Genomic DNA, 14,100 nt, shown 5'->3' on the forward strand with positions numbered 1-14,100 from the left:
CGTCCGAGTTGGAGTTATCCAGCTATAGCTCATGTCCAACATGCGGTGATTTGGATCAGCGGGTCAAGCCAAGGCTGTCAGCCTTCAGCTCTGAGTGGTATCACTCCACCTGCAACGTGACCTTGTCGCCATCAAACGCCAGCCGCCCGGCGATCGCCTGCATCTCCTCGATGGGGTGATCGTAGCTCCAGGCGATGTCGGAAAGATCCGGCAGCGAGTAATAGGTACTGTCGCCCTTGAAGGGGCAATGGGTGACGGTGTGAGAGACCGAGAGCTTCGCCATCGCCACATCGCCGCGCGGCAGGTAGCGCCGCGGCGGATAGCCCTTCTCGCGCAATTCCAGTGCGTTGCCGGTGTCGGCGATCACGCTATCGTCGACAAGAACACGCACACGCCTGGAAAGCGGGTGCAAGGTAATACGCGGTTCAGAGTGATCAGCCATCGGCATTCCTTTGCTGGTTGGCGGAGATATCAGGTTATCGACACATCATGAACCGGCACGGCGGCCAGGATCATCCCTCCCTGGCGAGACGGAAGCCGGAGAATGCCCAGCGCGCCTCGGGCGGAAAGAAGTTGCGATAGGTCGCGCGGATGTGGTCTGCCGGCGTGGCACAACAGCCTCCGCGCAACACCATCTGACCGGACATGAACTTGCCGTTGTACTCCCCCAGGCTGCCCGGCAGCTTGCGAAAGCCCGGATACGGACGATAGGCGCTGCCCGTCCACTCCCAGACATCGCCGAACATCTGACCCGGCATGCCGTCGGCTTTCGCGGCGGCGACTGGTTGCAGATGATCCTGATCGACGAAGTTACCCGTCAGGGGGACATCCTGAGCCACGGTCTCCCACTCGGCTTCGGTCGGTAGGCGAGCCCCCGCCCACTGCGCATAGGCATCGGCCTCGAAGAAGCTGACATGGCAGACCGGCGCGCTCAGATCCACCGGCACCAGGCCGCCCAGGGTGTAGTGATGCCAGACGCCATCGCGTTCGACCCAATAAAGCGGCGCCCGCCAACCTTCCGCCTTGACCGTCGCCCAGCCATCCGCCAGCCAGTGCTCGGGGTTGGCATAGCCGCCTGCCTGCATGAACGCAAGAAACTCGCCGTTGGTCACCGGTCGATCCGCCATCTGGAACGCTTCAACGAACTGACGGTGACGGCCCATCTCGTTGTCGTAGGCGAAGCCGCCTCTAGAGGCATCATGGCCGATCTCGCGAATCCCGGCAGGATAATCCAGCCAGCCCAGCGGCGGCACCTCCTGCTCAGGTGTCGGTGCCAAGCCTGGCGCCAAATCATCCCGATAGGCCGGGCACAGCGGGTTCTGCGCCAGGATGTGCTTGATATCCATCAACAGCAGCTCCTGATGCTGCTGCTCATGCGGCAGACCCAGCTCCAGACGGCGCAGAATCTCCGGCAGATGTTCCTCAGGCGGATTCTCCAGCAAGGCCTGCATGGCCTTATCGACGTGTGCGCGATAGCAATAGACATCGTCGACGGTCGGGCGCGAGATTGCGCCACGCTCGGCGCGCGGGAACGGCACGCCATGGGTCTCGTAGTAGGAGTTGAAGAGGTGATCGTAGGCGGGATCGAGCGTCTGATAGCCGGGCTGAAACGGCTTCAGGATGAAGGCCTCGAAGAACCAGCTGACATGGGCGATGTGCCACTTGGGCGGGCTGACATCCGCCATGCTCTGCACCATGTAGTCTTCCTTGTGCAGCGGCGCACAGATCGCCTCGGTAGCAGCTCGCACTCGCTGGTAGGTACGTAGCCACGCCTTCGTCTGCTCGAGGTCGTGAGTGTCGCTCAAGGGTTGCGGTGCATATGACATCGAGACGTCCTTTTGGGTGTTACAGATCCATTGCCGAGATACTGATGTCGGGAGGTCGTGACCGACTTTCAAGGGGCTGCCCTGTGCAGAGAGTTGCCCTACACGCTGGCCAGTCGCGACATGCCCCTGCAGGCACACCTGCCTTCACTCGTATTTCTTCTGCCAGCTCTTCACGGCGATGCGCTCCTTGAGCAACTCCAGCATGTCGATCAGCACCTGCTCGGTGATCTGCTCAGTCCTCGGGTCAGTGCGCGCCCAGGCATCGAAACCACTCTCTGCCAGATGCCCCACCAGCGCCGAGAACTCCTTGGAGCGCAGGCCGACCAGCGCCTCATCGACAAGGTGACAGGCCAGATCCGACAGCGAGCTTTCCAGCCCTTTCGTCAGCTGGGTGCCCATGGGCAGGCGCGAGACACGCTGGAGCTCCGGGCTCTCGGCAAGGGTGCGACTGACCAGCCCCCGCACATAGCGCAGGGTATCGTCGCGATTGTGGGTATAGATATCCCCTGCCATGGTCTCGAGTCGCAGGCTGATCTCCTGGATCAAGGCCTGCTTACGAGGCTCCACGACACGCTCGATCACAGAGGACGAGAGGTCATCGCTGTCGCGCAACTGCTGCTGCACGTTATCGAGCATGCGCAGGGAGATACGGTCCGTCAGCTCCTCCAGCAGGATGTCGAGATACTTGGCCGCCACTCCGTAGAGGTACCAGCGGCGAACATCGATCATGCCGAGGCGTTGCAGACGGAACAGCAGCGAGATCACACGCAACACACGCAACAGACGGAAGCCGCTCAGCGGGATACACCCCAGCACGTCATACCAGTGCATGAAGGGATAGAAGAACCAGCGGTGGTAGCGCCGCTCCGCGATAGCCACTGCCCACCCCGCCAGCACATCCAGCAGGAAGACGGCGACGAACGCCAGGTCGATGGAGAGGAAGTTGGCATGGATGTTCTGCTCATAGGCCGCATGCAACCCGGGTGTCACGGCCGCGAAGGCCGTGTTCAGCGGTGGAATCAGGAAGAGGCTGTCGAACAGCAGCAATGCCAGATTGGCGATGACGAGCACGATGATGAACAGATCCCACCACAGATGTATCCGCTCCCTGGCGGACGAGGTCGTGCGAGTGGCTGGCATGACAACTCCTGACGTATTTTCGTCCTGGGGTTTCGAGCACGACACCTTGAATGCGGTGCTCCTGGGGTACGGCGCGCCTGATAGCGGGTGCACCGAGAGCAGCGGCCTGGGCCGGGCCAGCGACCAGGGCCGCCGAGAGGCGACTCACGATGCAGCGCCTGTGTGATCAGGATACTGATGGAGTCCCGTGGTGACCACGTGAGGCTTAAGGAAACAGGCGATCCACTCTTCTTGCCACTCTTCTTGCCACTTTTCGTCCCGCTTTCTCCGAAAGATGGCGTCCTGCGCTGAGCAGAATGTGTGTCCAGGACACGCGGTCAATGGCGAGAGACATGCGATGACAAGGCATGCTCCTCGCGTCAGAACGCTCTATCATCGCAAGCACACTTCGTTGCCAATGGCCTTGCGGAATGATCACCTTCAAACAACTCGATGCAATTTACTGGGTGAGCGAACTCGGGGGCTTTGAAGCGGCCGCCAACAAGCTCCATACGACGCAGTCTGCAATATCCAAGCGGATTCAGGAGCTGGAAGAAACCTTTGGTGTGCCGCTATTTGATCGCAGCCGACGCTCGGCCCGCCTGACGGACAAGGGACTCGAGGTGCTGGCACTGGGCAAGGACCTGCTGGAGCGCCGCGATCATCTCGTCGAGCGCATCAGTGACGAGTCCGTCATCCAGAGTCAGTTTCGGATCGGCGTGACCGAATTGACCGGCATCACCTGGTTGCCACAGTTGATCGCGCGGATTCGAGAGCGCTTTCCCCGCCTCAAGATCGAGCCCTCGATCGAGCTCAGCAGTGAGCTTTACAGCAAGCTGGAGCACGACCAACTGGACATGATCATCGTGCCCGATGTGTTTTCAGACGCGCGCTTCATCTCTCAGCCACTGAAAAGCGTGGAAAACGTCTGGATGGCAGCGCATGGCACTGTGCCGGAGGGCCGTACGCTGACCCTTCAGGAGCTGACCGAACTCACGGTGCTGTCTCAAGGAAGTCACTCGGGCACGGGGTTGATCTGCGAGCGGTGGCTGTTGCAACACGGGGCGCGAATGCGAAATACGCTGGTCAGCAATTACCTGCTGGCGCAGGTCGGCCTGACCCTGTCGGGAGCGGGTATCAGTTACCTCCCCCGTCACTGCATGCAATTTCTGGTCGACCGCAAGATGCTGCAGATCTTGCCCACCACCGAAAGCCTCCCGCTGGTGCAATACAGTGCATTCTATCGCGCCGACCGTCAGGCCGGATTGACGGCGACCATCGCGGAACTGGCTGAAAGTACCTGCAATTTCAATCAACTGTATTTTGATCGCCTGCCGACGACAGAATGACGAGGGGTCGGTGTCCATGTCTGCCTGAGCACAACCGCTGCGGCATTCCTTCCGATACAGAAAGCCCCCGACACGAGGTGTCGGGGGCCTGGATGACAGTGAAGCCAGCCGCGTGAGAGACAAGGACACACGGATTGTCAGGAGACTGATGCTGTCAGGGCGATGAACTGACCATCACATGCCTCAATCCACACTCACTGCCGGTGTGGATGATGTGGGCGGTGTGGCAGGCGTCGTGGTGGGAGAAGCGACCTTTGCCGTCGAGAGCAGGTTTTCACTCTTGGCCACCAGCAATGCACCCACCACATCACCGGAAACATTGAGTGTGGTGTGCCCCATATCCACGATGCGATAAATGCCGGCGATCAGCCCGACCAGCTCGAACGGCAGATTCATCAATTGCAGGATCAGGGTGCCCATGACGATCCCGCCGCCGGGAATGCCCGGAGCTGCCATCGACAGGATGGTGCCGATGAAGATCACGTTGACCATCTGCGAGAAACTCAGCGAAAGGTCATAGAAGTCTGCTGCGAACACGACCAGCACGGACAGATACGCAGCGGCCCCCATCAGGTTGATCGTCGCGCCCAGCGGCAGCATGAACGAGCACAGCCATTCCGGCACACCGAGATCACGATGGGTGACCTTCATCGTCACAGGCAATGTGGCATTGCTGCTGGTGGTCGACAGCGTCATGAGCCAGATAGGCACCATCTTGCGTATCAAGCGCGGATAGGAAATTCGCGTGAACAGTACCAGCAAAATGGAGACCACTGCCCATATCACCAGCAGAGCGGCATAGTCCGCGAGGATGAACTTGCCGATCTGTCCAAAGATATCAATGCCGTAGTTGGCGACGGCATACGCCATCAGGGCAAAGATACCGATAGGCGACGTCGCCATGACCATGTCCAGAATACGAAATGACACCGCAGCCCCCTCATCGAACAAGGCACGCAGTCGGGCGACACGCTCTCCCAGCATGACCATGGCCACCCCGACCAGAATGGTGAAGACGATCAATTGGATCACGTTGCCACTGGCCATCGCTGCCACGGGGTTGCTGGGAATCATCTGCAACAGGAATTGACCGATGTCCAGGCCGCTCGAGACCGCCTCTACCGGGGCACTCATCTGGACATCAAGCCCTTTGCCCGGCTGGATGATGGAGGCGACGACCAGTCCGATGATGCCCGCGATGAGGGTCATGCCGACATACACCAGCAATGTCTTGCCGCCCACACGCTTCAGCTGCTGCACGTCCCCCATGTTGGCGATACCACCCGCCACGGAGAAGAAGATGATCGGTACGATGAGCATCTTGATGGCATTGATGAACGCGTCGCCCAGTGGCTTGATCGCCATTGAGAAATCCTGAAACAGCAAGCCGCAGCTGATACCCAGCATGAAGCCGATGAAAATACGCACGGGTAACCCCCGTGAACCTCGCAAGGTAAGTGTCATGAGAACCTCATTATTGTCATTGTGAATTACGGGAGGTGAGTCTTGTTCGTTGCGACAAGTTTCACGTCAATGCCAGGCAGGCCTCGCGTAGACGCCGACAGCCTTCCTGGATGGCCTCATCCCCGATGGCAAAGGACAGCCGGACGTAGGGTGACAAGCCATAGGCTTCACCACTGACTGCCGCAACACCGGCATCGAGCCAGTACAGCACCACGTCACCATCACGCATGAGACGCTGGCCCCCTGGTGTCGTCTTCCCCAATAGCCCGCTGACATCGAGATAGACATAGAAGGCGCCATCGGGGGCAGTGCAATTGACGCCTGCTATCGATTGCAGGCCCTCGAGCATCAACTGACGACGCTGCGTGTAGCGTTCCGCCATGGCGCGCACAGGGGCCTGATCACCGATGAAGGCTGCAACTGCGCCGGCCTGACTGATCGAGCTGGGGCAAGTCGTGGTCTGGGAGATCAGTTTCACGATGGCCTGGATCAAGTCTCGAGGACCGGCACCGAAGCCGATCCGCCAGCCCGTCATGGCATACCCCTTGGAGGCGCCATTGACGATCAAGGTGCGCGACTTGAGGTCTGGCGCCACATTGATCAGCGAGAGATGGCGCGCCGGGGCGTAGACGAAATGCTCGTATATCTCGTCGGAGATGATGCCGACATGAGGATAATCACGCAGCACCTGAGCGAGCGCGAGCAGCTCCGATTCAGAGTACACGGCACCGGTCGGGTTGGACGGCGTATTGAGCACCAACCAGCGTGTCTTGTCGGTGATCGCCTCGATCAGCGCCTGAGGTGTCAACTTGAAGCCACAGGAGGCGTCGCAAGTGACGACACGCGGCACTCCCTCATTGAGCAACGCGATATCGGGATAGGACACCCAATACGGCGCTGGCACGATGACCTCATCGCCAGGATTCAGCGTCGCTGCCATCACGTGATAGAGGATGTGCTTGCCGCCGGCCCCCACGACAATCTCGTCGAAGTGATACTCCAATGCATTGTCCCGAGCGAGCTTCTCGACAATCGCCTGACGCAATGCAGGGGTTCCCTCTGACGGCGTGTAATGCGTATCGCCCTGCCTCAGCGCGGTGACAGCGGCATCGATGATGTGGGCCGGCGTGTCGAAGTCAGGCTCACCGATGGTGAAGTTGATGATGTCCTTGCCCTCGGCACGCAGCGCTGCCACGCGATCATTGGCCTGGACACTGGGGGAAGGTTGAATGCGCTTGAGGCGGTCGGCCAACAGGATCGCTGTCATGCGTGTGCCTCCCCGTATTCAAGGCCTTTGGAGATGAGTACCGCATCCAGCCAGTGCTGGTAATGCTGGCCGCTCGAGATTTCCTCCATGATGCCGGCCTCTTTCCGGAAACTGGCCTTGGCAGCCTCGATCAACGCGGGCGCCTCGGACTGAGCGAAGGTGACCAGTCCATCTTCATCTCCTACCACGATGTCGCCCGGACTCACGACCTGCCCGCCGACACAGACGGGAACATTGAGCGCACCCGGCCCATTCTTGTAAGGGCCACGATGAATGCTGCCGCGGCCATAACAAGGGAAGCTATCTTCCGCGAATGCCTTGATGTCGCGAATAGCGCCGTCCACCACCAATCCCACGCAACCGCGCTGCTGGGCGTAACACTTGATGAGCTCACCCACCAGCGCGTTGTCCAGATGGCCACTGCCGTCGATCACCAGCACATGTCCCGGACGCAACATCGTCAGTGCCTGGTAGATATACAGGTTGTCACCAGCGCGGCATTTGACGGTGAATGCGGTGCCGACCAATTTGGTGCCGTCGTGATAAGGCGTCAGGCCGCGAATACCACTCAGGCGATCCAGGTTATCGCTCAGGTGCGGCGTCACGATGTTGCGCAGGGCCTCGATATGAGCGGGATCTGCCAGGGCGGGAATGCCGGAATCTACCGAAGACGCAATCATGATCTACTCCAATCTATGGGCTCCATTCGAGTATGCATCGAGAAAAAATCCAAAAAAGCGATTAATATTTATCTTGATAGATCACTTTTAGGCATCAGATGTCTGCCTGCTTTTTCAGGAACCCATGAACAGGGCTGCGCGCTCGCCGCTCACTGACAGGCACCACCGATAGCGCCCAAGTCATCACCGAGAGCCTCTACCTCACAACGATCAACGTGATAGCGTACTGTCTGACCCATGACATTGGAGGGAGACACCCGGATGAAACCGACTCAAGGGATGACATACGCCGCCGTGATGAGTGCAGCACTCACTCTGGGCGGCTGCGCAGGCGCTCAATCCTCTGACGACAATCACGCGGTCGATGAGCCGCTGGAGAACACTTACTGGAAGCTGGTGACACTAGATGAGCAGCCCACCCCCGTGGTGGATGGCAAGCGTGAAGCCCATTTCGTCCTGCACTCCCAGGACTCTCAGACCCAATCCTCGCGAATGGCCGGCTCCACCGGCTGCAATCGCCTGATGGGGGAATACCACCACGACGAGCACGAACTCAGCTTCGATCGTCTGGCCATCACGCGCATGGCATGCCCCGGTGAGGCTGGAGCACTCGAACGCACTTTCCTCGCGACACTCAATGATGTGTCGGGCTGGCAGATAGACGGCAAGACATTGACGCTGCTGGATGAACAAGGGGTATCGCGTGCCCGCCTGGAAGCCGTTCACCTTTACTGACTCCTATCGCCGGCCGCTTAGTGCAGGGTGAAGTTGGGCTGAATACTCTGCGCAACAGACACCACAACGCCGCCTCCCATTTCTGAGAGGCGGCGTTGTGTGATGCCATCAACTCTTGCCGTCAGCCACTGAGCTCAACCTTGCTCTCTGTACTGACTCATTGCTGTCTCACAGCGTGAAGCCACCATCGACGGCGATGGCCTGCCCTGTCACGTGTTCGGCCTGGGCGAGGTAGACCACCAGCTGCCCCATGTCCTCCGGTGTCTGGGCGACTCCCTGGGGTAACAGGCTCTTCTGCAGGCGCTCCCATGCAGCGGGCTCGCTTTCGCCTTCTTCGCTCCAGCGCGCGGAGAGTCCGCTCTCGCCCCGCCACATGCCGGTGCCCACCACGCCAGGGCAGAGCGCATTGACGGTGATGCCTTCCGCTGCCACTTCCTTGGCGACGGCGTTGGTAAAGCCGATGACCGCGAACTTCGAGGCACAGTAGTGCGACAGATCAGGAAAGCCGACCTTGCCGGCCATCGAGGCCACGTTGATGATCCGCCCGACGCGGCGTGAGCGCATCACGGCGACCTCGGCCTGAGTGCACAGGAAGGTACCGCGGGCGTTGACGTTCATGACGCGGTCCCACTCCTCCACTGTCAGCGCATCGATGGAATGGATGCCGATGATGCCAGCATTGTTGACGGCGATATCAAGTGGGCCAAGTCCGGCTTCGGCCTCCTCGATCAAGCGCCGCACGGATGCCACATCCGAGACATCGACTTGTAGCGCCAGACACCGTCTACCCAGTGCCTCCACTTTTGCCGCCGTATCGCGGGCGATGGCGAGATCCAGATCCGCCACCACGACATCCGCGCCCGCCTTGGCCAATGCCAGCGCAATCCCCTGACCAATACCGCGCCCACCCCCTGTCACCAGTGCAATCCTGTCGTTCAGTTGCATGAGTCGTCTCCTGAATCTCTCACTGAAATCTGCAAATGCCGCGCTGCTGCCATGACGCTGGCACACGGTCCAGCGCCACTGGCGTCAGCTCAGGTGGTGGACTTCCTGAAGGCCGTAGACCGGCGTCGGGATACCCTCGAGCCGCGCCTTGAGCTGCAATGCCAGATACTGGGAATAGTGGCGGGACTGGTGCAGGTTGCCGCCGTGGAACCATAACGCCTGCTGCTGGGTCGGCTTCCACATATTGCGCAGCTCGCCCTCCCAGGGGCCGGGGTCCTTGAGCGTATCGGAGCCCATGCCCCAGCATTTACCGACCTTGTCAGCGACCTCCTGCGAGATGATTCTTGCCGCCCAGCCATTCATCGAGCCGTAGCCGGTGGCATAGACGATCAGATCGGCGGGCAATTCCGAGCCGTCGGTCAGAGTGACCGAGCGCGGATTGATGCACTCGATGCCGACGCCACTGCGCAGCTTGATATCGCCATTGGCGACCAGATCACAGGCGCCCACATCGATGTAGTAGCCGGAGCCGCGCCGCAGGTATTTCAGGAACAGACCCGAATCGTCATCACCGAAATCGAGCAGGAAGCCCGCCGCCTCCAGCCGACGGTAGTAGTCGGCGTCGCGCTTGCGGATCGCCTCGAAGATCGGGCGCTGGAAATCGGGCAGTATCCGGTAGGGAATCGAGGCAAAGATCAGGTCCGCCTTGTGGTGATCGATGCCGTTTTGCACCGCCTGCTCGGAATAGAGCGGCCCCAGCGCCTCTTCCATCAAAGAGTTGGACTTCACCACATGCGTGGAGGAGCGCTGCAGCATGGTCACGTCTGCATCGTGCTCCCACAGCGCGGCGCAGATATCGTGAGCGGAATTGTTGGCCCCCACCACGACCACTTTCTTGCCACGGTAGGCGTCCGGTCCCGGGTGCTGACTGGAGTGTTGCTGCTCGCCTTCGAAGGACTCGGCCCCCGGGAAGTGCGGTACGTTGGGCATGCCCGACATGCCCGTGGCCAGCACCAACTGTTTGGGCCGCAAAGTCACGGGCTTGCCGTCGCGCACCACCTCGACCACCCACTCGCCGCTCGCCTCATCGAATTGCGCACTCTCGCAGGCCGTGGAGTTCCAGTAATTGAGCTCCATGATCCTGGTGTACATCTCCAGCCAGTCCGCGACCTTGTCCTTGGGCGCGAACACCGGCCAGTTTGCCGGGAATGGGATGTAAGGCATGTGGTCGTACCACACCGGATCATGCAGACATAGGGACTTGTAGCGATTGCGCCAGGCATCGCCCGCACGCGGATTCTTGTCGATCACGATGGTCGGCACATCCATCTGTCGAAGCCTTGCCGCCAGCCCGATGCCGCCCTGACCACCACCGATGATCACGCAATACGGCTGGCGCTCGTAGCCCAGTTCAGCCTCTTCGCGCTGACGCGACTCAAGCCAGGTCTCACGCTGCTTGTTGGCTCCATGCTCGGCGCCCTTGGGGCGTTGCATGCCCAGCGGCTCAGGGAATTCCTTGAGTTCGCGCATGGCGGTCAACAGCGTCCAGCAGCGCCCCTCTTTCAGCCGCAACAAGCCCTTGCCGCGTGCATCGGCGGTCTCGAAGGCGAACCAGGCTTCGACGATGCCGCCGGCCTCACTGGCCTCACCATCCAGTTGCCAGCGAGAGGGAGCGACATGCTCGAGGGTCGCCGCGAGCATCGACTGGATCTCGTCCTTACCCTCTGAGGTCTTGATATTCCAAGTGAAGGCGATCAAATCGCGCCAGAAGCATTCCTCGCCAAACAACGAGAGAACCCGGGCGATATCGCGCTGAGTCAGGGAGGACTCGAAATCATCGAGCCATTGCTGAGCGATCTGAGTTGGCGTGCGTGCGGTCATGGCGTCTCTCCGCGTGTTGTTGGATGTTGTAGTCACGCCTTCCATCCAAGGCATCAAGCATGCCAGCTTCGTCATGCACGACTGACAAAGCTCGTAACCACTTGTCATCAATGACAAATATTCGCCACTACCGCACCATCACCCTCCTCGTCTCGCGGGGCATTCCCCCTTCCTCGTGACAACTGTACGCCGTACGCCTGACACGGGGCGTTACACCTGTAACGCCCCGACCAAGGATGCAGGACAGGGTGATTGACGCTCCCGCCACACCGCATACGCTTTAAGGAGCACACGCCGCTTTTGCTATGGACGCTGTTGTGACAAGCGCGATTGCCATCGCCACCTGCACAAGAGTCATCGCCACTTTCACAAGCGCCATAGCCACTATCAAAAGAGCCGTCCTGAGACGGCCAGCGCCGAGGCAGCCATGATCCGCCAACTCGATACGATGCCGCCCGACAAGCGGCAGCATATTCAGACCCTGATGCAACTGGGCGAAGGCCGCGACGCCTTCCCTGAGACTCAGCGCGATGTCATCCGCCGTTCCTGGCAGCGCTGTCTGGAGGAATACCAGCTCGACCCCAGCCGCCCTCGCCCCGTCCGCGTTCTCACTCAGCAGGCGCTGCGCGATCACCAAGAATCGGCGGATGAGCTGCTGCACGTGGCGCGTGCCGGTGTGGAGCGGCTCTATAGTCAGATCGCACAACATGGCTACGCGCTGATCCTCACCGATCAACGCGGTATCGCGGTGGATTTTCGGGGTCAACGTGATCAGTTGAGTGAGCTGCGGCGGGCCGGGCTCTACCTCGGCTCGGACTGGAACGAGCGCTATGCCGGCACCTCGGCGGCAGGCACCTGTCTGCACGATGGCGCAGCCGTCACCTGCCATCAGCGTGAGCACTTCGATGCTACCCACATCGACCTGACCTGTACGGCGGCCCCCATCACCGATCCCCAGGGCCGTGTGATCGCCGCCCTCGACATCTCGGCACTGAAATCGCCACGCCCGCAGGAGAGCCAGACCTTTGCCCTCTCCCTGGTCACCCTGCATGCCCGCATGATCGAGGACGCCTACTTCCTGCATCGCTATCGGGATTGCCTGATCCTGCGCTTCGACACGGCGCGGGAATTCGTGCACCTGAATGGTCGTGGCCTGTTTGCCATTCAGGAAGATGGCAAGGTGGTCGCCGCCAATCACGAAGGCCGACGCCTGATCGATGCACATCTGGCGCGCTGGCCACCGTGGACGGTCTCTACCCTGCCCGCGGTCACGCAGCTGTTTGATGGGGAGCTCAATGAGCTGCTGAGCATTCCGCACGCCAGCTTGGATCAGATTCGCGCCTTCCGTCTGCGGGCGGATGACGCCACCGTCTTCGTGACCCTGATCGAGCCACGCGGCTATCCGGTGCGGGCCCTCCCCACCGTCAGTCAGCAGGATGACCCGGTGCCCGAGCTGGACCAGCTCGCGGGAGATGACCCATCCATGCACCGGCTACTCAAGCTGGCGCGCCGCATGCGCCACGAGAACGTGAGCATCCTGATTCGTGGCGAGACGGGTACTGGCAAGGAAGTGTTGGCGCGGGCGCTGCATGACAGCGGGCCACGCGCCAAGGCGCCCTTCGTGGCGGTGAACTGCGCGGCCATTCCGGAATCGCTGATTGAAAGTGAGCTCTTCGGCTATCTGCCGGGTGCCTTCACGGGAGGAAGGCCCAAGGGCATGCGCGGTCTGATCCAACAAGCCGACGGTGGCACGCTGTTCCTGGATGAGATCGGCGATATGCCATTGCCGCTCCAGCCACGCCTGCTGCGCGTACTTGCCGAGCGGGAGGTGTCACCCCTGGGGGCCGAGACGCCCATCAAGGTGGATATTCGCGTCATCACTGCCACGCATCGTGATGTCATGGAGCTGATCGCCAGCGGGCAATTCCGCGAAGACCTCTACTACCGACTCAACGGCGCCGAACTCCTGCTGCCCGCGCTACGTGAGCGCGCCGACCGCCACTACCTCATTCGCAAGCTGCATGCGGAGCTGCAAGCTGAACGTGACCAAGCACTCCATCTCCGCGCCGATGCCATCAGTGCGCTGCTGAGTCATCACTGGCCGGGCAACATACGCCAACTGCGCAATGCGATTGCCTTCGCGATGGCCACCGCGGAAGGTGATGAAATCACTCTGCATGATCTGCCAGAGACCTGCCAGACCCACACCGACAGCACTCGCGAGGCTGCCAGTCCGCTTGCCGCCTTCTCCCCCATTGCATCCAGCGCTTCCTCGAGCACTACCTCTCCAGCGTTCGCGTCTGCAGGGGCTGATGCGGACGCCAGCGAATTACTCGAGCTGTTGCGTCACACAGACTGGAACGTCAGTCAGGTCGCCCGCCAACTCGGCGTCTCGCGGCCCACCATCTACCGCCGCATGCGCCGTCATGGCCTGGTCGCGCCTAATCATCAGCCGCTCGCCTCATGAACCAGCTGCATCTTCATGGCCGAGCGTGAAGAGCATGAAGAGTGCATGAGGATGTTGTGCTCTGAAGCGTCAGGTACCTGCCACACCAGCTGGCCCGAGCGGAAGTTTGGGCTAGCTTGTGATTTCCATTCTTTCCCCTCTTACCCCTCTTACCCCTCTTACCCTTCTTACCCACTCCTCACGTCAACGTCTCTGCGGCTCACATTGCGCACTTGCTGAGCCCGCCTCCTCCGCTCGTTTCGCCTGCTTTCTCAGCGGCAAACATGACGCTCGCCACCATCATGAATTTCACTCAACTTGAACATTAAAAAATCCAGTTTGTCTCATGGAGCTGAGGAATGGATACTCACCTGCATCAGATCGTTGA

The 14,100-nt window shown here is 60.5% G+C and carries 11 protein-coding genes; 3 read left to right on the plus strand and 8 right to left on the minus strand.

Translation table 11 applies throughout. From position 1 onward, the window contains the following. Positions 1–100: 100 nt before the first annotated feature. The 3 genes from BFX80_RS11275 to BFX80_RS11285 form a co-directional block, all read right to left on the minus strand. Positions 101–442 carry a DUF427 domain-containing protein gene (locus tag BFX80_RS11275; protein WP_084208952.1) on the minus strand — a complete coding sequence of 114 codons (342 nt, stop codon included), beginning with the start codon at positions 440–442 and terminating at the stop codon, positions 101–103. 70 nt (positions 443–512) lie between these two features. Then, a complete protein-coding gene (gene egtB / locus BFX80_RS11280) occupies positions 513–1,826 on the minus strand; it encodes an ergothioneine biosynthesis protein EgtB (protein WP_084208953.1) in 1,314 nt (437 codons plus the stop codon). 144 nt (positions 1,827–1,970) lie between these two features. After that, entirely contained in the window at positions 1,971–2,966 is a 996-nt protein-coding gene (locus BFX80_RS11285) for an ion transporter (protein WP_084208954.1), read from the minus strand. A 410-nt stretch (positions 2,967–3,376) separates the two neighbouring features. Here BFX80_RS11285 and BFX80_RS11290 point away from each other — a divergent pair, with 410 nt between their 5' ends. Next, the gene (locus BFX80_RS11290; RefSeq protein ID WP_084208955.1) at positions 3,377–4,294 is read left to right on the plus strand and encodes a LysR family transcriptional regulator; all 918 of its coding nucleotides are present in this window, start codon (positions 3,377–3,379) and stop codon (positions 4,292–4,294) included. A gap of 183 nt (positions 4,295–4,477) precedes the next feature. On the opposite strand, the gene BFX80_RS11295 is transcribed toward BFX80_RS11290, so the two are convergent. The 3 genes from BFX80_RS11295 to BFX80_RS11305 form a co-directional block, all read right to left on the minus strand. Next, positions 4,478–5,758 carry a dicarboxylate/amino acid:cation symporter gene (locus tag BFX80_RS11295; protein WP_084208956.1) on the minus strand — a complete coding sequence of 427 codons (1,281 nt, stop codon included), beginning with the start codon at positions 5,756–5,758 and terminating at the stop codon, positions 4,478–4,480. A 61-nt stretch (positions 5,759–5,819) separates the two neighbouring features. Next, positions 5,820–7,025 carry a pyridoxal phosphate-dependent aminotransferase gene (locus tag BFX80_RS11300; protein ID WP_084208957.1) on the minus strand — a complete coding sequence of 402 codons (1,206 nt, stop codon included), beginning with the start codon at positions 7,023–7,025 and terminating at the stop codon, positions 5,820–5,822. Further along, positions 7,022–7,705, minus strand: coding sequence for an RraA family protein (locus BFX80_RS11305; protein WP_084208958.1), 684 nt, complete (start codon positions 7,703–7,705; stop codon positions 7,022–7,024). The genes BFX80_RS11300 and BFX80_RS11305 overlap by 4 nt, the downstream gene beginning before the upstream one ends. Positions 7,706–7,966: 261 nt before the next feature. On the opposite strand from BFX80_RS11305, the gene BFX80_RS11310 reads away from it, so the two are divergent. After that, the gene (locus tag BFX80_RS11310) at positions 7,967–8,440 is read left to right on the plus strand and encodes an META domain-containing protein (RefSeq protein ID WP_240499549.1); all 474 of its coding nucleotides are present in this window, start codon (positions 7,967–7,969) and stop codon (positions 8,438–8,440) included. 168 nt (positions 8,441–8,608) lie between these two features. Here the strand turns inward: BFX80_RS11310 and BFX80_RS11315 are convergent, their stop codons facing one another. Further along, positions 8,609–9,385, minus strand: a complete 777-nt coding sequence (locus BFX80_RS11315) for an SDR family NAD(P)-dependent oxidoreductase (protein WP_084208960.1) — start codon at positions 9,383–9,385, stop codon at positions 8,609–8,611. Positions 9,386–9,469: 84 nt separating this feature from the next. Then, a complete protein-coding gene (locus BFX80_RS11320; protein WP_084208961.1) occupies positions 9,470–11,266 on the minus strand; it encodes a flavin-containing monooxygenase in 1,797 nt (598 codons plus the stop codon). A 427-nt stretch (positions 11,267–11,693) separates the two neighbouring features. Here BFX80_RS11320 and BFX80_RS11325 point away from each other — a divergent pair, with 427 nt between their 5' ends. Continuing rightward, the gene (locus BFX80_RS11325) at positions 11,694–13,733 is read left to right on the plus strand and encodes a sigma-54-dependent Fis family transcriptional regulator (protein WP_240499550.1); all 2,040 of its coding nucleotides are present in this window, start codon (positions 11,694–11,696) and stop codon (positions 13,731–13,733) included. Positions 13,734–14,100 lie beyond the last annotated feature (367 nt).

Origin of the sequence: Cobetia marina (assembly GCF_001720485.1) — a bacterium.
Classification (GTDB): Bacteria; Pseudomonadota; Gammaproteobacteria; order Pseudomonadales; family Halomonadaceae; genus Cobetia; species Cobetia marina.